Below are 15309 nucleotides of genomic sequence, written 5' to 3' on the forward strand. Positions count from 1 at the left end.
CTGTTTCTCATCGTATATTCCGTGCCAGCCTGCGCTTAGCCTTTGCGCAGATGACCCAGCTCCATGACGATGGCATCCATTTCGCTGACGCTAAAATGGGATTTGGCCATCACCAGCTCATAAATATCGACAAGGTCCTCGTACTTCTCGTAATCAAAGTGGCTCGGCTTAATTGCCGCGCCCGTGGCTACCCTCAGCTTGGTCTTGATCGCTTCAATCATATGCTCGACGTTCTCCGGGGTTTTCACCGACAGATCCATGTACATCCTCCCCTCTGCTCGCTGCTTTCGTGTTCCCATTGTACCATGATTCGCCTGGTGATGGGTGAGCCGGCATTCCCCCGCTCAGCCGCCGCCGCGCGTGCCGCCTTCGTCCCCTGTTTCTCCTCTCCTTTCCCGAATCCGAGCCGGCCGCGTCCGTTTCCTATCAGGCATCGGGCCGGGCTCGTTTTCCCCCCGGCTCCCGAGTTGCTATAATGGACGCAAATACACTTGCCCAAGGAGGACCCGCCTATGCGAAGCTTCAACCTTGCCACGAACCGGCGCGACGAGATGATCGACATTACCCAGGAGGTGCGGCAGGCGGTGCAGGAGGCCGGCCTGGCCTCGGGACTCGCCGTCGTCTACTGCCCGCATACGACCGCCGGCATTACGATTCAGGAAAACGCGGATCCCGACGTGCGCCACGACCTGCTGATGCGGCTCGACGAGGTCTACCCATGGGACCACCCCCGCTACCGCCATGCGGAAGGGAATACCGCTTCCCATCTGAAAGCGCTCACGACCGGCTCCTCGCAAACCGTGCTTGTTGAGGACGGCCGCCTTGTGCTCGGCACTTGGCAGGGGATCTACTTCTGCGAATTCGACGGCCCCCGGCGGCGCACCTGGCACGTCAAGCTGCTGCAGGGCTGATCCGGCATGGAGGATAACACTATGGCTGCTCTCTCCTTCCATCTGACGAACGGCGACCACGCCGCCGCCCTGCTCCGGGCAAGCGGCCTTCCCGGCGAAGTCCGGGCGTGGCGCGACATGCTCGACGCCGGCCCGCTGAGGCCCGATCCGGACGAAGCGCTGCTGCACGAGCGCGCCCGCTATTTCGAGCGCACGATGGGCATTCCGTCGGAGCTCTTCCTCGCCGGCTGCCGGGAGCAGGAGCTCCTGCTTGAGAAGAGGGTCCAAACCGCCTCCGTGACGCTCTGGTTCGAGCACGATCTGTATGACCAGACGATGCTGCTCTATCTGCTGCATCGCCTGTCCCGGCTCGCCGGACCGGATACGGACATCGGCCTCATCGCCATCGACCGCTATCCCGGCGTCGAGCCGTTCCTCGGCCTGGGCCAGCTGACGCCCGCCCAGCTCGCCGGCCTGTGGCCGCGGCGCGTCCGGCTGGAACGCGCCGCGCTCGCCCTCGGCAGCCGGCTGTGGCAGGCCTATGCCTCGCCGCAGCCGGACGCGCTGCCGCCGCTCCTGCGCGGCTCTCTCGGCGAGCTCCGCCTGGCCGGGGCGGCGCTCGCGCGCCACCTCGAGCGGTTCCCGTCGGTCCGGGACGGCCTCTCCCGTCCCGAACGGACGGCGCTCGAGCTGCTCGCGGCCGGCGAGACCGACGCGGCCGCCTGGTTCCGGGCGTTCACCGACCGGGAACCAGGCTACGGCCTCGGCGATCTCGCCTTCTGGCGCCTCGCCGAAGGCCTGCTTGCGGCGCAGCCGGAGCCGCTTGCGGCAGGCGTGGACGGCCCCGTCCGCCTGCCGCGCTTCGCCGAGCCGCCGCCGGCCAGCCTCCGGCTGCGGCTCACCCCCTACGCCCGCCAAGTGCTGGACGGGCGGGCGCAGCGGCTGCCCGCCAGCGGAACGGACCGCTGGCTGGGCGGATGCCTCCTGCGGGGAGGCGAAGCCCCGCAGTGGCGCTGGGACGCCGCGCGCTGGAGGCTCGCGCGGCCGTAGCGGCGCCCGCTCCCCGGCCGGGATGACCGGACGGCCGGGGAGCGGGCGCGAGGGCGGCCGGCGGCGGCTCACGCCGCGGCGCCGCCGGGACCCGAGCTTGCGGGTGCGGCCGGCTTAGGCCGCACGGCGCGGGCGCGGGGAGCCCGAGTTGGTGCGCGACTCGGCGTAGACGAAGCCGAGGTACGTGCCAAGAGCGCCCACGAACAGATGCAGCAAATTCTCCGCCATTTCCAGCTCCATCATCCCGAACGCACCGGGCGAGAAGAAGCCGAGAGAGCCGAGGATCAGGTAGATGATGCCGACCAGCTTGGCGTAAAGGACAGCGGAAGGCTCCCGTGTGCCCGCCCACAGCCCCCATGCGCCGATCAACAGATGAATGACGTTGTGGACGGTATCAAAATGAAACAACCCGAACAAATGATGGACGAAAAACCCGATTGTGCCGAGCAGCAGGAACACCACCCCGCTCCAGCGTGCGAACGCCCGGACCATGCCATCTCCTCCTCTTCCCCGTTTACTTGGACTTCCCTACATCCTTATGACCATGTCTCGCTATTCATGCCAACCCGTCCCCAGCATAGGCTTGTCCGTTTCGCCGGACTTAGCAGGCGCGGGACCGTCAAGGCCCGCGCCTGCTTGGCAAGCCAGAGGACGAGGGCGACCCGGCATACCGGGAAGGGCCTCGGCCTCTTTCCTCAACTGCTTAGCTGACGGGCAGCTGAAGCGCCACCTGGGCATTGCGGAGGTCTCCCTCGATGATCTTATCCAGGTCGTAGCTCGGATACAGACCCTGGGCCAGCATGTATTCGAATATCTGGGCATGCTGGTCGATGTCCTGGTTCAGGTGCTTCCTCAGCACGTCCCGGACGGCTCCCGTGGACGTCTCCGTAATGGCGATCGCGCCATTGCGAACACCGCTCTTGGCGAAGCCGAGCAGATGGCCGGCCGCGAATTTGTCTTGTGCGGATAACATGGATGAACCTCCTTAGAATACCGGGACGGCTCTCTGCTGCAGGAGAGCCACCAGCTCTTGGATTTGCTGCTCCGTCGCCCGGATGCATTGCAGATAAAGCTGGCGCAGCTGCGGATCCTGGATGGTCGGGTACGTCCGTTTCAGGTTGACGAGCCCGTTTGTTTTGGAGGCCAGCATCTCGTGAATCTCCAGCGTTTCATGGGGAGCGAGCCGCCGGTGCTCGGTTTTCGTTTCGGCCATTTCCAACAGACCTCCTTCGGTTCTTGCTTCACTATATACCGATGGCCCGTCAGGCGTTCGCCTAGTGAACCCAAAAACCCCCCTTCTATCGCCCTGCACGCGAGGTCCAGTCATGGGCGATGAAAGGGGGGAAACAGAGTTCGCGGCGTTCTTCTATTCGATAAAATACATCTTTCCGTCTACTTCAAGGGCTATGGAGGATTGTCCAAGCTCCTTCTTCATCTTCTTGGCATAGGATACGACCTGGTCGATGGCGTTGCGGTCCAGTTTATCCGCATAAGCATAGACGATCGTCACCTTTTCCTTGATAAGCGTTTTCTTGTCATCGACCCATGCCCCCTTGCCTTCCACCGAGGTTGCCCCTCCGAACCAAGTCGACAGCTGGGCAAGCGCCTCGTCGACGAACTTCTGATGAGCTTCATCGGTGATCGGAATGTTCCCGTTGACCGTTGACGGAACATACAGCTTCACCGTATGCGAGAGGGCGTATTGCCCTTTCAGCGCGTTGGCCGCCGCATCGTCTTCGGCCGCGCTCGTTTGCAACTGCACGGGAACGACCAGCAGGGTCAATAGGACGGCCAGGCATACCCCGATCCACCAATTCTTCTTTTTCATCTACTTTCCTCTCCTTTTTAAAAATTCCGACTGGCATGTTTCCCGAATAAACCATAGTCTGTATGTATTTGATTTCCAATCAGTCGGTATGTTTGGGAAAATTATACATACCGGCTTATGCGGCGCTCAATGGGGAATTAGAAGGATTTAAGAGAGACTCTTGGAAAGCGTGGGAAGCCCGGCAATCGGAGATTCGATCCCGAAGGCCTATTGCTGCCCGCCCCTTACAATCCTGCCCACGAGCTTGCCTACTAGCTTTTCACTTCTCTCCCAACGGGTAAATATGAGACATGCACCTCAATACCCAAACCTAAGGAGTGATTCTGTAATGGCACGTAACAACGATAACAACAAGATGAGCCGCGAAGAAGCAGGTCGCATGGGTGGAGAAGCTACAGCAAAATCGCATGACAAGGAATTCTACCAGGAAATTGGCCGCAAGGGCGGCGAAGCGACGGCAGATTCCCATGACAAGGACTTTTACCAGGAGATCGGCCAAAAGGGCGGGGAAGCGACAGCGGACTCCCATGGCCGTGAATTCTATCAGGAGATCGGCCGCAAGGGCGGAGAGGCCCGCGGCAATAGTGACAACGGAGGTAGCGGCGATGGCAAGATGAGCCGTGAGGAGGCCGGCCGCAAAGGCGGAGAGGCCCGCGCTCGTCAACGCAATAACGACTAAGCCTCCCCTACCGGGTTAGGGAAGACAGTCCACCAAAATCCGCCCTCCGGGGCGGATTTTGCATGTTCCGCGCCTAGAGTAAACGGAAGATGAGGTAGAAGCAGGAAGGTTGGGCATGCTATCGGTATCCCGATGGTTCAAATCCAACGCTGGAGGAGGTGAAAGGCTATGGACAAGCTGCTTTGGAAGCTGCTCGGCAACGGGGCGATCGTGGTGTTGTTTCTGATGTGGTTCACCGAGGCTTCGTTCCTCGGCTCGCTGGCGGCGGCCGTCGTGCTGACGCTCATCGCCTATGTATTAGGGGACCGGATCATTCTGAAGAATACGAACAACATGGTGGCCACCGTGAGCGACGCCGTTCTCGCCGCCGTTTACCTGTATGCGGTCGCCGTCTATGCCGGCTGGTCGCTGTCCTTTGGGGAGCTGATCACCATCGTGGCGGTGCTCGGCTTATTCGAGTATTTCTTCCACTTCTATCTCATGAGGGATGCGGCGTTTACGCCGGATACGGAGAAGATTGAACCTATCGAATAAACGGAACCTCACGGAGCCGCACCGGGATCTTCCCGGTGCGGCTCCGTGAGTTGGGGGGATGGAGAGGAGAAGGAGCGGACGCGCATCGGCCAATAGTCCTTCCGCGAGAAGGTCACCTCTGGACGAATTGAACCTCATTCATTCCGAGGTCACTTTGCCGTTGGTCCTAGGCGCTTATACGTAAGCCTGCTGCCGGCCATTCGCCAACAGCCCTTGGCACAACTGCTCGACATACTGCTCGGCGAACCGCTCGACGTCTTCGTACGTCTGCCCGTAATGGATGGAATGGCTGATGAAGCCATGCATGGCATAGAACAGGCTCCAGGAAGCGGAGAACTGTCGGTTCGCCGCATCCGGCAGCCCCGCGATCGTATCCTGGACGACCCGGTTGAACAGCTCCATCGACCGCGCCTGCGTCGTCCCTGCATGGCTTTGCAGATCGGCGTCGCGCAGCAGGAACATGATTTCGTAATGGTGCGGGTGCTCAAGGCCGAAGCGGATGAAGTGCAGCATGAGCCGCTTCAGATCCTCTCGGTCCCCAGGTCCGTCCATCGGCAGCAGGTCCTTGAGGGTGGCCAGAAGGAGATGAAAGTCCTCTTGAATGAGGGCGTAGAACAGATCGGCCTTGTCCTCAAAATGATAGTAGAGCGCGCCATGGCTGTACCCCATCGCCCGTGCGATGCTCCGCATGGTCAAGTTTCGGTAGCCCTGATGGACGAACAGCTCACGCGCCTCGTCCAGAATGCGTTCACGGCTCAGCTCTTGTGCAACCACTTTTCTTGGTGACAACTTACCTCAACTCGCTTTCTCGATTACGGGGCTACGAAGCCTACTTACGCCCAGCTTCCCTGCTGGGGCAGCTCGTCATGGGCCCGGTAAAAAGCTTCGCCTGTCTGGATCTCGGCTTGACCTTGGGTCAAATCGGTCAGTCGACGGATAAGCGCATCCGTCTGCGGCTCCAGCGGCAGGCACGTAAGCGTTACCTTGTCCGTGAACTCGGTCTCCCCTCGCAAGATGCCCTTCAGATGCAGCTCGTTCTCGAGCTTGCCGAGCCAGTGGTAATCCACGGTCGCCTTCACCTCGCGGTGCAGCACCTGCCAGACAGGCTCTGCCGCTTCGATGCCCGCAACGGCTCCGTCCGTATAGGCCCGGATCAGTCCGCCCGCGCCGAGCATGATCCCGCCAAAATACCGGGTCACGACGATGGCGACGTTTTTGAGCTGCTGCGACTTGATGACTTCGAGGATCGGCTTGCCCGCCGTCCCGCTCGGCTCTCCGTCGTCCGACTGCTTCTGGTACTCGTCCCGCTCTCCCACGACATAGGCCCAGCAGTTGTGGGTCGCGGACCAATGCTCCTTTTGAAGCGATTCGACGAACCGGACCGCTTCCTCCTCCGACGCCACCGGCTGCGCATGGCCGATAAAGCGGGATTTCTTGATGACAATCTCTTTAGCGCCGTAATGCTTCAACGTTTTATAATACTGTATCACACAAGTCCCTCCTCCGAAAAGAGTCGTTTGCCAAAAGAGTGGATTTTTGACAGCCCTGCCTGCCGCGTCCCGCCTCCTCTTGATCATTAGCCCGGTACGAACGCTTACTCCCCCGCTCGCTCGGATTGCCCCCAGTCGTTCGCGAATAACGACCACCCGCCTGGGCATGGCCGGGAATGGCAAAAAGGAGCGGACCGGTTGTCCGGCTCCGCCCCCTGTCTTCTTCCCGTCTTTCTGTGGGTCCCGCTTCCGCGGGCGCTTCCCTCCCGGCTGCGCCGGCGGCCGGCGCCTGTACCATGACCGGATCGAGAGGCCCTTGGCTCGGGACCCGCTTCCCGAGCCTGTTGCTTAGTCGTTCAGGCGCGCTTCCAGCTCGGCCTTCTCCTTCTCGAAGCCCGGCTTGCCGAGGAGCGCGAACATGTTCTTCTTGTACGCCTCCACACCCGGCTGGTCGAACGGATTCACACCGAGCAGGTAGCCGCTGAGCGCGCACGCCTTCTCGAAGAAGTACACCATGTAGCCAAATGTGTACGGCGACAGGTCCGGCAACGTGACGATCAGGTTCGGCACCTGGCCGTCCGTATGCGCGAGCATCGTGCCTTGGAACGCCTTCTTGTTGACGAAATCCATCGTCTTGCCGGCGAGGAAGTTGAGGCCGTCCAGGTTGTCCGCGTCCGTACCGATCTCGATGCTCTCCGGCACCTCGGCTACCTGCAGCACGGTCTCGAACAGGTTGCGCGTTCCTTCCTGCACGAATTGGCCCATCGAGTGCAGATCCGTCGAGAAGTCGACGGACGCCGGGAAGATACCCTTGTAGTCCTTGCCCTCGCTCTCTCCGAACAGCTGCTTCCACCATTCCGAGACGAAGTGCAGCGACGGCTCGTAGTTCACGAGCAGCTCGATCGCCTTGCCCTTGCGGGCGAGCACGTTGCGGACCGCGGCGTACTGGTAGCTCTCGTTCTCGGCCAGATCCGGGCTGCTGTACGCCTCGCGCGCGTCCGCCGCTCCCTGCATCATCGCGTTGATGTCGATGCCCGCGGTCGCGATCGGCAGCAGGCCGACGGCGGTGAGAACGGAATACCGGCCTCCGACATCGTCCGGGATGACGAACGATTCGTATCCTTCTTCGTCGGCCAGCTTCTTGAGCGCTCCCTTGGCGCGGTCGGTCGTCGCGTAGATGCGCTTGCGTGCGCCATCCTTGCCGTATTTCTTCTCCAAGAGCTCGCGGAAGATGCGGAAGGCGATGGCCGGCTCCGTCGTCGTCCCCGACTTGGAGATAACGTTGACCGACAGCTCCTTGCCCTCCAGCAGCTGGAGCAGATGCGTCACATAGGTCGAGCTAATGTTGTTGCCGACGAAGTACACCTCGGGCGTCTTCCGCTTGTCCTTCGGCAGCAGATTATAGAACGAATGGGACAGCGACTCGATAGCAGCACGCGCTCCGAGGTAGGAGCCGCCGATGCCGATGACGACGAGCGCGTCGGAGTCGGATTGGATCTGCTTCGCGGCTTTTTGGATGCGCGCGTATTCTTCCTTGTCGTAATTGACCGGAAGATCGATCCATCCCAAGTAATCGGATCCGGCGCCGGTTCCGGCGTGCAGCTGCTCGTGAGCGGCACGGACCTGTGTGCTCAGCTGGTCGATCTCATGCTGGCCGAAGAAGGACAGCGCTTTGCTGTAGTCGAACTGAAGCTTGTTAGCCAAGATAAATCCCTCCCGTAGTATGTATGGACACTTGCCGCCGCTCGTGTCTGTATGACAAGCATACTCAGCGGGACGGTTATTTGCAAGTTATGGGAAATCGTGCAAACGGCACCGAGGGCTGTACAGATGTACCTGGCGGCGTGCTACAATGGGCATTGAGGTGATCATCCGTGAAAAAACTAGCATTCATCGGTCTGGGCACCATGGGAATGCCCATGGCCCGCAATTTGCTCAAGGCAGGCTATCCGCTTACGGTATTCAACCGGACGGAGGCAAAGGCGCAGGAGCTCGCGCAGGAAGGCGCACAGGTTGCCGCCACTCCGGCCGACGCAGCGCGAGGCGCCGACGTTCTGTTCACGAACGTCAGCAACGACCAGGCGCTGCTCGATGTCCTGCTCGGAGAGAATGGCGTGCTCGAGGGCGCGCATGAGGGGTTGACTGTCCTCGACTGCAGCACCGTCTCCCCCGAGACGAGCCGCCGCGCAGAGCGCGAGCTCGCGGCTCGCGGAGCTTCCTTCCTCGATACGCCGGTCACCGGCAGCAAGCCGGCCGCCATCGACGGCACGCTCGTGTTCATGGTCGGCGGCAGCGAGGACGTCTTCCGGCAGCACGCCGATCTGTTCGAGACGCTCGGCAGCCGGTCGATCTATCTGGGCCCAAGCGGCTCCGGCTCGTCGGCCAAGCTCGCCCATAACACGATCGTCGGCATCAATGCGCTAGCGCTGGCCGAGGGATTGTCGCTCGCAGCCAAATCCGGGCTCGACCCCGAGAAATTCCTCGGCATCGTCATGGCCGGCGCGGCGAACAGCCGGCAGGCTGAGCTCAAGGGCAGCAAGATCATTACCCGCAATTTCGAGACGCAGTTCTCCCTCCAGCTCATGCTGAAGGATCTGCTCCTCGCAGCCGATCAGACGGCCAAATTCCAGCTTCCGCTGCCTCTGCTCCACGCAGCCTCGACGCTGTACCAGATGGGGCTGAGCAAAGGCCTCGGCGAACAGGACCTCTGCTCGGTCATTCAATGCTACGAGGATTGGCTAGGGGCACAGGTAGCGAAGCCGGACGCCGAACAACGCTGAGAAGCGTGTATGCTAGAGCTTTCCGGGCTTTTCAATAGGAAAATAGTTGTGGTAAAATAGATGGAAGAAGTGGCAGGAACCGCCCTGCCTAGCCGCTAGGCGGCGAAAAAGACCGCAGAGTGCCATCTGCGGTCTGCGCGGACGGTTGCCCATCGGGGCGATCGGCTGAATAACGGACTATTAGAAGAGAGACCTCCCCGGGCCGCCAGCTCAAGGGAGGTCTACTTCTGTTTGAGGCAGGAAAGCAAGGTCACTACGAGCATGCTGAACGAGATCATGAGCGTCAGCGCATCCTTCACTTCCATGGCTTCACCTCCTTTCGGGAGATGAGCCAACCACCCTTGAGAGCCGAACCGTCGCTCTACCAGTATACTATATTTTTCTAAATTAGAACACACGTTCGTATAAAGTTTTTGATAGAGCAGAGAACGGGCCTTTCCGGGAAAACCGACACGGGTCCCGTCCTTCCGCCGCGAAGCTACTTGGCGGTCTCCTCCTCCCGCTCTGCAGCGAGATACCCTTGGTCCATTGCGTCCCGGATGAGACGCTCCGCGTACGCCCACAGCGGACGGGAGCCATCCTCAATGCGGCGGTTGACCGCAAGCACCCGATCTCCCGTAATGCCGTATTCCCGCCAGGAATGGCCTTGCGTGTGGTAGTTGTGGAGCAGCGGATGAAGACGGTCTAGCGCGCCGGCGAACTTGGCCTCTGCCGTCTCCTTGTCCTCGAACTCCTTCCACAGCCGATAGATCCAGTCCCCCTGCTCCAGGGGCAGCATGCCGAACAGCCGCTGCGCGGCCTTCTCCTCCCGCTCCGCCTTGTCAGAATGACCGGCGTCGTCATATACGAACGTATCGCCCGCGTCGATCTCGACCAGATCGTGTACGATGAGCATCTGGATGACCCGCAGCGTGTCCAGTTCCGGCTCGTTCGCATACGGGCCGAGCACCATCGCCATCAGTACGAGATGCCAGGAATGCTCGGCGTCGTTCTCTCTCCGCGACTTGTCCATCAGAATGGTTCGCCGAAGAATATGCTTCAGCTTGTCCACCTCGACGATAAAGGCGATTTGCTTCTCCAGCATCTCCATTCCGTTCGTCTCCCGCATGTTCTTGTCCATTCGTCTCTTCCTCCCTAGCGGTTCTTCCGCTTCTTGATCTTCGTTCTCTTGTTCATCCGTCTTGCCTGCGATCGGACTCCACTCCCCCTGCTCTTTCGCGCCGATTCCGGGGAGCTACGCCTCGCCCCCGCTCGCTCCCGCAAAAAAGCCGCCCTCCCTAAGGAAAGAGCGGCTTTTCTTGCGGATTACTCCGCCAGATAGGAGCAAATATAGTCGGTCACGGAGCGGACCTTGAGCTGGAACTTCGCGTGCGCCGGAACCGTGAATTGACCGGTGCCCCGGATCGTCGTCCATTCCGAGCTGCCTGGCAGCAGAACGTCGAGATCGCCGGCCTGAATCTCCATCACTTCCACCGTATCGGTGCCGAATTCGTACTCGCCGGGCATCATGATGCCAAGCGTCTTGTGCGTGCCGTCGGCAAACCGAACGGTGCGGCTCGTCACCTTGCCGTCAAAATAGACGTTCGCTTTCGTTTCTACCGTTACATTCTCGAATGCCGCCATTGTCGGTTCCTCTTCTCCCAGAAGATTCAGCTATTACAGAAGCGCCTTAGCTTTGGCCACAACGTTCTCAACGGTGAAGCCGTATTCCTTGATGACGGTCGGTCCCGGAGCCGATGCGCCAAACTGGTCGATGCACAGCGTGTCGCCCTGGTCGCCGACATACTTGTGCCAGCCGAGCGAGGAAGCCATCTCGATCCCGAGACGGGCCTTGACGTCCGGCAGGATGACGGAATCGCGGTATTCCTTCGGCTGCTTCTCGAACAGCTCCCAGCTCGGCATGCTGACGACGCGCGCCTCGATGCCTTCCTCAGCCAGCTTCTGCTGCGCTTCGACGGCGAGGCTGACCTCCGAGCCGGTAGCTAGCAGCTGGATCTGCGGCTTGCCGTTCTTGGCGTCGGCCACCACGTAAGCGCCCTTGGCCAGCGTTTCCTTCGCTTGAGCCGAACCTTCGAGCTGCGGCAGCCCCTGCCGCGTCAGCACGAGCGCTACCGGGCCTTCCTGGTTCGCGACCGCATAGCGCCAAGCCTGGCTGGTCTCGTTGCCGTCCGCCGGACGCAGGACCGTCATCCCCGGCATGCAGCGCAGCGCCGCCAGCTGCTCAATCGGCTCGTGCGTAGGTCCGTCTTCGCCGACCCCGATGCTGTCGTGGGTGAAGACGTAGATGACCGGCAGCTTCTGGATGGCCGCGAGACGAATCGCCGGGCGCAGGTAGTCGGAGAAGACGAAGAAGGTGCCGCCGTACGCCTTGACGCCGCCATGAAGCGCCATGCCGTTCAGCGCCGCGCCCATCCCGAACTCACGGACGCCGAAGTAGACGTTGCGCTCGCCCATCGAAGCGGCGGTCATGCTGCCGCTCGCCTTCATATGCGTCAGCGTGGACGACTCGAGATCCGCCGAGCCGCCGACCAGCGTCGGGAGCCGGTCCGCAATCGCGTTCAGAGCGTTTTCCGACGCTTTGCGCGTAGCGATCGCCTTGTCGGACGGCGTATAGACAGGCAGGCCCGCATCCCAGCCCTCAGGCAGCTCGCCCTTGATCGCCGCCTCGAGCTGTGCCGCAAGCTCCGGGTGAGCTTCCTTGTAATCGGCGAACAGCTTGTTCCACGCGGCTTCCTTCTGCGCACCCTGCTCCTTCAGCTCCGCGAAGTGCGAGCGTACTTCGTCCGGAATATAGAAGTCCTCCTTGCCCGGCCACTCGTAGAAATCCTTGGTCAGCTTGACCTCTTCGGTGCCGAGGAAGGTACCGTGCGCCGCCGACGTGCCGCCCTTGTTCGGGCTGCCGAAGCCGATGGTCGTCTTCACCTCGATCAGCGTCGGCCGGTAATCGGCACGCGCCATGGCGATCGCTTCGTGGATCTCGACCAGGTTGTTGCCATCCTCCACGTGCAGCACTTGCCAGTTGTAGCCCTCGAAGCGCTTCGTGACGTTCTCGGAGAAGGCCATATTCAAATCGCCGTCGAGCGAAATGTTGTTCGAATCGTACAGCACGATCAGCTTGCCGAGCTGCAGATGGCCCGCCAGCGATGCCGCTTCGCTGCTGATGCCCTCCATCAGGTCGCCGTCGCCGCAGATGACGTATGTATAGTGATCAATCACCGGGAAATTCTCGCGGTTATAGACAACCGACATATGCTCTTCGGCGAGCGCCATGCCGACCGACATCGCTAAGCCTTGCCCAAGCGGTCCGGTAGTCGCTTCTACTCCCGGCGTGTGGCCGTATTCCGGGTGGCCCGGCGTCAAGCTGCCCCACTGGCGGAAGTTCTTCAGCTCGTCCAGCGAGAGGTCGTAGCCGAACAGATGCAGCAGGCTGTACAGCAGCATGGAGCCATGGCCAGCCGACAGAACAAACCGGTCGCGGTTGAACCAGTGCGGATTGGCCGGATTGTGATGCATGAATTTGGCCCATACCTCATAAGCCATAGGGGCGGAACCCATCGGCATGCCGGGATGGCCGGATTGGGCCTTCTCGACGGCGTCGATGGACAAGGTACGAATGGTGTTGACGGCGAGCTGCTCAATCAGATTTTTCGCAATTGTCATGAAATCTCCTCCTAACAGTCGGCGCTCCCGCCTCGCAGGGCACGGGCTCACGCGCTGGTTCCTCATTCTTATAGTTTACCATTCCGGGCACGCCTTTGCTACTTTTTGGCGTTGCTTGGCGAAAGCTATTTGCGCCAAAAACCCGCCGGCAGAAAGACCAGGACGGTTTGTCCCTGCGTCCCCTTCGGATAGACTTCCCAATTCCCGTCATTAGCCTGTTCCGTTTAACAAAAAACCGGCCCGCAAGCCGGTTGGAAGGGCCGTCAGCTGAAGACGACCGTTTTGTTGTTGTGAACGAGGATCCGGTCCTCGACGTGCCACGAGACCGCCCGGGCGAGCACGATCCGTTCGATGTGGCGGCCGATCCGCTTGAGGCTGTCGACATCGTCCCGGTGGCTGACGCGCTGCACGTCCTGCTCGATGATCGGGCCGCCGTCCAGCTCCTCCGTGACGTAATGGGCCGTTGCCCCGATGATTTTGACGCCCCGGTTATACGCCTGTGCGTACGGCTTGCCTCCTACGAAGGCCGGCAAGAACGAGTGGTGGATGTTGATGACCTTGTTCGGGAACTGCTCGCAGAACTTGGGCGACAGAATCTGCATATAGCGCGCAAGCACGATGGCGTCGACGTCGTCGCCGATCAGCTCCTTCTGGCGACGCTCCGCCTCCTCCTTCGTAGCGGCCGTCACCGGCACGTGGTGGAACGGAATGCCGAACGGCTCGACGCGGTCCTTAAGATCCGGGTGGTTGCTGATGACCATCGCGATGTCCGCGTCCAGATCGCCCGCCTGCCACTGCCAAAGCAGCTCCAGCAGGCAGTGGTCCTCCTTGGATACGAAGACGGCCAGCCGCTTCTTGACGGAGGCGCGGTGGATTGTCCATTCCATCCGGAATTTCTGCGCCACCACTTCTTCGAAATCCAGCTGTAGCGATTCCAGCCGGCGGTCGGGGTCGTTCAGATCGAATTCGATCCGGATGAAGAACATCCCGCCTTCGGGGTTCATCGTATACTGGTCGGATTGGACGATGTTCGCTCCGTGCTCGTGCAGGAAGCGGGATACCGCCGCCACGATACCGGGCTGGTCCGGACAAGAGATGAGCATCCGGACGCGCTTCTCGTTCGAGCGGCGGGCTGCTTTCGATTGATTGCTCGCAGGCATTGGCTTCTGGTTCATGACTCTCTCCTCACTACCGTCGCTTCTTGGTTCTTCAGGCCAGCTGGAGCGCCGTCTTGGCGGCGAACCAGCCGGTCAGCCGGTGGTTGATCTGTTCTTCGGTCAGCTCGGGGAACAGGCCTTCCCCGGCTACCATATCGTAGAGCCGCTCCATCGGCTCGCGCTTGTCTTCCTTCTTCGCCTTGGCGTCGGTACGCAGCAGCTCCCACGTATTCAGCACGTAGTCGCGGGCGTCGATATCCCGCTTGCCGAAGAAATGCTGGAGCTTCTCGACGTCCTCCAGGAATTCCATTCCGAACCTCGGCACGATGTCACCTCGCAGAAGCGCGATCTCGGCCTCGTACATCGGGCGCTCGCCCTGGTCGGTCTTGCCTCCGATCCACGGCGTCTCGAGAATCATCGGCAGATGCCGCAGCTTCTCGTGATTGACGACGTTCTGGAAGGTGGCGAAGCCGAGGTGGCCCGCTCCGATCGTCGCATGGCGGTCCTTGGCCGCTCCGCGCGGGTTCTTGCTGTCGTTCAGGTGAAGCACGGCGAGGCGGTCCAGCCCGATGATCCGGTCGAATTCCTCCAGGACCCCGTCCAGGTCATGGACAATGTCGTAGCCGGCGTCGTGAATGTGGCACGTATCCAAGCAGATGGTCAGCCGGTCATTTTTCTCGACCTTCTCGATGATGGAGGCGATCTCCTCGAACGAGCGGCCAATCTCCGAGCCCTTTCCGGCCATCGTCTCGAGCGCGATGTTCACATCGGTTTCCTTGATTCCCTCGAGCACCTCGTTCAGCCCCTCGGCAATGCGCCCGATGCCGTATTCGGCATCCTTGTCCGTGAAAGCGCCCGGATGTAGCACGATGTTCTTGGCGCCGATGTAATGGGTCCGGCGAATTTCATTCTGCAGGAAATCCACCGCGAGCTGGAAGATATTGCTTTTATAAGAGCCGAGATTGATAATGTACGGAGCGTGGACGATAATCTCGGGTATGCCGTTTCTCTCCATGACCTCGAGCCCTTCGCTGACGTACATCTCCTCAATCGGCTTGCGTTTGGTGTTCTGCGGTGCGCCGGTATAGATCATGAACGTGCTGGACCCGTAAGAGACGGCTTCCTCCGCGGCGCAGAGAAGCCCCTTGGGCGAGCACGAGACGTGCGATCCTATCTTGAGCATACAGATCCCTCTTTCGAATAAGCCGCAGGGCGGCCCAAATTTACTGCATCTTATTGTA

19 protein-coding genes are annotated in these 15309 nt (G+C 60.8%); 5 read left to right on the forward strand and 14 right to left on the reverse strand.

Features of this window, described 5'->3' with window-relative positions:
* Positions 1 to 35: 35 nt before the first annotated feature.
* Positions 36 to 260 (reverse strand): DUF1128 domain-containing protein, encoded by a 225-nt coding sequence (locus KJS47_RS10645; protein WP_213524852.1) that lies wholly within the window; start codon positions 258 to 260, stop codon positions 36 to 38.
* A 252-nt stretch (positions 261 to 512) separates the two neighbouring features.
* Between KJS47_RS10645 and KJS47_RS10650 the strand changes: the two genes are divergently transcribed.
* Complete coding sequence (locus KJS47_RS10650; protein ID WP_213524853.1) at positions 513 to 911, forward strand: secondary thiamine-phosphate synthase enzyme YjbQ; 399 nt, start codon at positions 513 to 515, stop codon at positions 909 to 911.
* Between the two features lie 6 nt (positions 912 to 917).
* Complete coding sequence (locus KJS47_RS10655; protein ID WP_213524854.1) at positions 918 to 1940, forward strand: DUF1835 domain-containing protein; 1023 nt, start codon at positions 918 to 920, stop codon at positions 1938 to 1940.
* 114 nt (positions 1941 to 2054) lie between these two features.
* Here KJS47_RS10655 and KJS47_RS10660 read toward each other — a convergent pair whose 3' ends face one another.
* The 4 genes from KJS47_RS10660 to KJS47_RS10675 form a co-directional block, all read right to left on the reverse strand.
* Positions 2055 to 2432 carry a DUF4383 domain-containing protein gene (locus KJS47_RS10660; RefSeq protein ID WP_213524855.1) on the reverse strand — a complete coding sequence of 126 codons (378 nt, stop codon included), beginning with the start codon at positions 2430 to 2432 and terminating at the stop codon, positions 2055 to 2057.
* Between the two features lie 211 nt (positions 2433 to 2643).
* Positions 2644 to 2913 (reverse strand): spore coat protein, encoded by a 270-nt coding sequence (locus KJS47_RS10665; protein ID WP_213524856.1) that lies wholly within the window; start codon positions 2911 to 2913, stop codon positions 2644 to 2646.
* A 12-nt stretch (positions 2914 to 2925) separates the two neighbouring features.
* Positions 2926 to 3153, reverse strand: coding sequence for a coat protein F (locus KJS47_RS10670; RefSeq protein WP_213524857.1), 228 nt, complete (start codon positions 3151 to 3153; stop codon positions 2926 to 2928).
* A gap of 153 nt (positions 3154 to 3306) precedes the next feature.
* A complete protein-coding gene (locus KJS47_RS10675) occupies positions 3307 to 3768 on the reverse strand; it encodes a DUF3574 domain-containing protein (RefSeq protein WP_213524858.1) in 462 nt (153 codons plus the stop codon).
* A 328-nt stretch (positions 3769 to 4096) separates the two neighbouring features.
* Between KJS47_RS10675 and KJS47_RS10680 the strand changes: the two genes are divergently transcribed.
* Together KJS47_RS10680 and KJS47_RS10685 are read left to right on the forward strand one after the other, a co-directional pair.
* Positions 4097 to 4447: a KGG domain-containing protein gene (locus KJS47_RS10680; protein WP_213524859.1), complete on the forward strand. Its 351-nt coding sequence runs from the start codon at positions 4097 to 4099 to the stop codon at positions 4445 to 4447.
* Between the two features lie 168 nt (positions 4448 to 4615).
* Positions 4616 to 4981, forward strand: a complete 366-nt coding sequence (locus tag KJS47_RS10685) for a DUF2512 family protein (RefSeq protein ID WP_213524860.1) — start codon at positions 4616 to 4618, stop codon at positions 4979 to 4981.
* A 174-nt stretch (positions 4982 to 5155) separates the two neighbouring features.
* Here the strand turns inward: KJS47_RS10685 and KJS47_RS10690 are convergent, their stop codons facing one another.
* The 3 genes from KJS47_RS10690 to KJS47_RS10700 all read right to left on the reverse strand — a co-directional run bounded on the left by KJS47_RS10690 (position 5156) and on the right by KJS47_RS10700 (position 8175).
* The gene (locus KJS47_RS10690) at positions 5156 to 5770 is read right to left on the reverse strand and encodes a TetR/AcrR family transcriptional regulator (protein ID WP_249716245.1); all 615 of its coding nucleotides are present in this window, start codon (positions 5768 to 5770) and stop codon (positions 5156 to 5158) included.
* A 44-nt stretch (positions 5771 to 5814) separates the two neighbouring features.
* The gene (locus KJS47_RS10695; protein ID WP_213524861.1) at positions 5815 to 6471 is read right to left on the reverse strand and encodes a YigZ family protein; all 657 of its coding nucleotides are present in this window, start codon (positions 6469 to 6471) and stop codon (positions 5815 to 5817) included.
* A 348-nt stretch (positions 6472 to 6819) separates the two neighbouring features.
* Positions 6820 to 8175 carry a glucose-6-phosphate isomerase gene (locus KJS47_RS10700; protein ID WP_213524862.1) on the reverse strand — a complete coding sequence of 452 codons (1356 nt, stop codon included), beginning with the start codon at positions 8173 to 8175 and terminating at the stop codon, positions 6820 to 6822.
* A 170-nt stretch (positions 8176 to 8345) separates the two neighbouring features.
* Between KJS47_RS10700 and KJS47_RS10705 the strand changes: the two genes are divergently transcribed.
* Positions 8346 to 9251 carry an NAD(P)-dependent oxidoreductase gene (locus KJS47_RS10705; protein WP_213524863.1) on the forward strand — a complete coding sequence of 302 codons (906 nt, stop codon included), beginning with the start codon at positions 8346 to 8348 and terminating at the stop codon, positions 9249 to 9251.
* A gap of 221 nt (positions 9252 to 9472) precedes the next feature.
* Here the strand turns inward: KJS47_RS10705 and KJS47_RS24395 are convergent, their stop codons facing one another.
* From KJS47_RS24395 to KJS47_RS10730, 6 genes are all read right to left on the reverse strand, one after another.
* On the reverse strand, positions 9473 to 9556 hold the full coding sequence (locus KJS47_RS24395; protein WP_374707022.1) for a putative holin-like toxin: 84 nt from the start codon (positions 9554 to 9556) through the stop codon (positions 9473 to 9475).
* A 173-nt stretch (positions 9557 to 9729) separates the two neighbouring features.
* The gene (locus KJS47_RS10710) at positions 9730 to 10371 is read right to left on the reverse strand and encodes an HD domain-containing protein (protein ID WP_249716246.1); all 642 of its coding nucleotides are present in this window, start codon (positions 10369 to 10371) and stop codon (positions 9730 to 9732) included.
* A gap of 185 nt (positions 10372 to 10556) precedes the next feature.
* On the reverse strand, positions 10557 to 10874 hold the full coding sequence (gene ppnP, locus KJS47_RS10715) for a pyrimidine/purine nucleoside phosphorylase (protein WP_213524864.1): 318 nt from the start codon (positions 10872 to 10874) through the stop codon (positions 10557 to 10559).
* Positions 10875 to 10907: 33 nt separating this feature from the next.
* Positions 10908 to 12911 (reverse strand): transketolase, encoded by a 2004-nt coding sequence (tkt, locus tag KJS47_RS10720; RefSeq protein WP_213524865.1) that lies wholly within the window; start codon positions 12909 to 12911, stop codon positions 10908 to 10910.
* Positions 12912 to 13174: 263 nt separating this feature from the next.
* Positions 13175 to 14071: a formyltetrahydrofolate deformylase gene (gene purU / locus KJS47_RS10725; protein ID WP_213525075.1), complete on the reverse strand. Its 897-nt coding sequence runs from the start codon at positions 14069 to 14071 to the stop codon at positions 13175 to 13177.
* Positions 14072 to 14120: 49 nt separating this feature from the next.
* On the reverse strand, positions 14121 to 15251 hold the full coding sequence (locus KJS47_RS10730; RefSeq protein ID WP_213524866.1) for a deoxyribonuclease IV: 1131 nt from the start codon (positions 15249 to 15251) through the stop codon (positions 14121 to 14123).
* Positions 15252 to 15309 lie beyond the last annotated feature (58 nt).

Source organism: Paenibacillus sp. J31TS4 (assembly GCF_018403265.1).
In the GTDB taxonomy this organism is placed as follows: domain Bacteria; phylum Bacillota; class Bacilli; order Paenibacillales; family NBRC-103111; genus J31TS4.

What these genes read in the sequence shown, in the direction of transcription:
- KJS47_RS10685 (WP_213524860.1), top strand. Translation starts at nt 4,616, where the DNA reads ATGGACAAGCTGCTTTGGAAGCTGCTCGGCAACGGGGCGATCGTGGTG.
- KJS47_RS10660 (WP_213524855.1), bottom strand. Translation starts at nt 2,432, where the DNA reads ATGGTCCGGGCGTTCGCACGCTGGAGCGGGGTGGTGTTCCTGCTGCTC.
- KJS47_RS10675 (WP_213524858.1), bottom strand. Translation starts at nt 3,768, where the DNA reads ATGAAAAAGAAGAATTGGTGGATCGGGGTATGCCTGGCCGTCCTATTG.
- KJS47_RS10645 (WP_213524852.1), bottom strand. Translation starts at nt 260, where the DNA reads ATGGATCTGTCGGTGAAAACCCCGGAGAACGTCGAGCATATGATTGAA.
- purU (WP_213525075.1), bottom strand. Translation starts at nt 14,071, where the DNA reads ATGCCTGCGAGCAATCAATCGAAAGCAGCCCGCCGCTCGAACGAGAAG.
- tkt (WP_213524865.1), bottom strand. Translation starts at nt 12,911, where the DNA reads ATGACAATTGCGAAAAATCTGATTGAGCAGCTCGCCGTCAACACCATT.
- KJS47_RS10680 (WP_213524859.1), top strand. Translation starts at nt 4,097, where the DNA reads ATGGCACGTAACAACGATAACAACAAGATGAGCCGCGAAGAAGCAGGT.
- KJS47_RS10670 (WP_213524857.1), bottom strand. Translation starts at nt 3,153, where the DNA reads ATGGCCGAAACGAAAACCGAGCACCGGCGGCTCGCTCCCCATGAAACG.
- KJS47_RS10730 (WP_213524866.1), bottom strand. Translation starts at nt 15,251, where the DNA reads ATGCTCAAGATAGGATCGCACGTCTCGTGCTCGCCCAAGGGGCTTCTC.
- ppnP (WP_213524864.1), bottom strand. Translation starts at nt 10,874, where the DNA reads ATGGCGGCATTCGAGAATGTAACGGTAGAAACGAAAGCGAACGTCTAT.
- KJS47_RS10650 (WP_213524853.1), top strand. Translation starts at nt 513, where the DNA reads ATGCGAAGCTTCAACCTTGCCACGAACCGGCGCGACGAGATGATCGAC.
- KJS47_RS10665 (WP_213524856.1), bottom strand. Translation starts at nt 2,913, where the DNA reads ATGTTATCCGCACAAGACAAATTCGCGGCCGGCCATCTGCTCGGCTTC.
- KJS47_RS10655 (WP_213524854.1), top strand. Translation starts at nt 918, where the DNA reads ATGGAGGATAACACTATGGCTGCTCTCTCCTTCCATCTGACGAACGGC.
- KJS47_RS24395 (WP_374707022.1), bottom strand. Translation starts at nt 9,556, where the DNA reads ATGGAAGTGAAGGATGCGCTGACGCTCATGATCTCGTTCAGCATGCTC.
- KJS47_RS10710 (WP_249716246.1), bottom strand. Translation starts at nt 10,371, where the DNA reads ATGGACAAGAACATGCGGGAGACGAACGGAATGGAGATGCTGGAGAAG.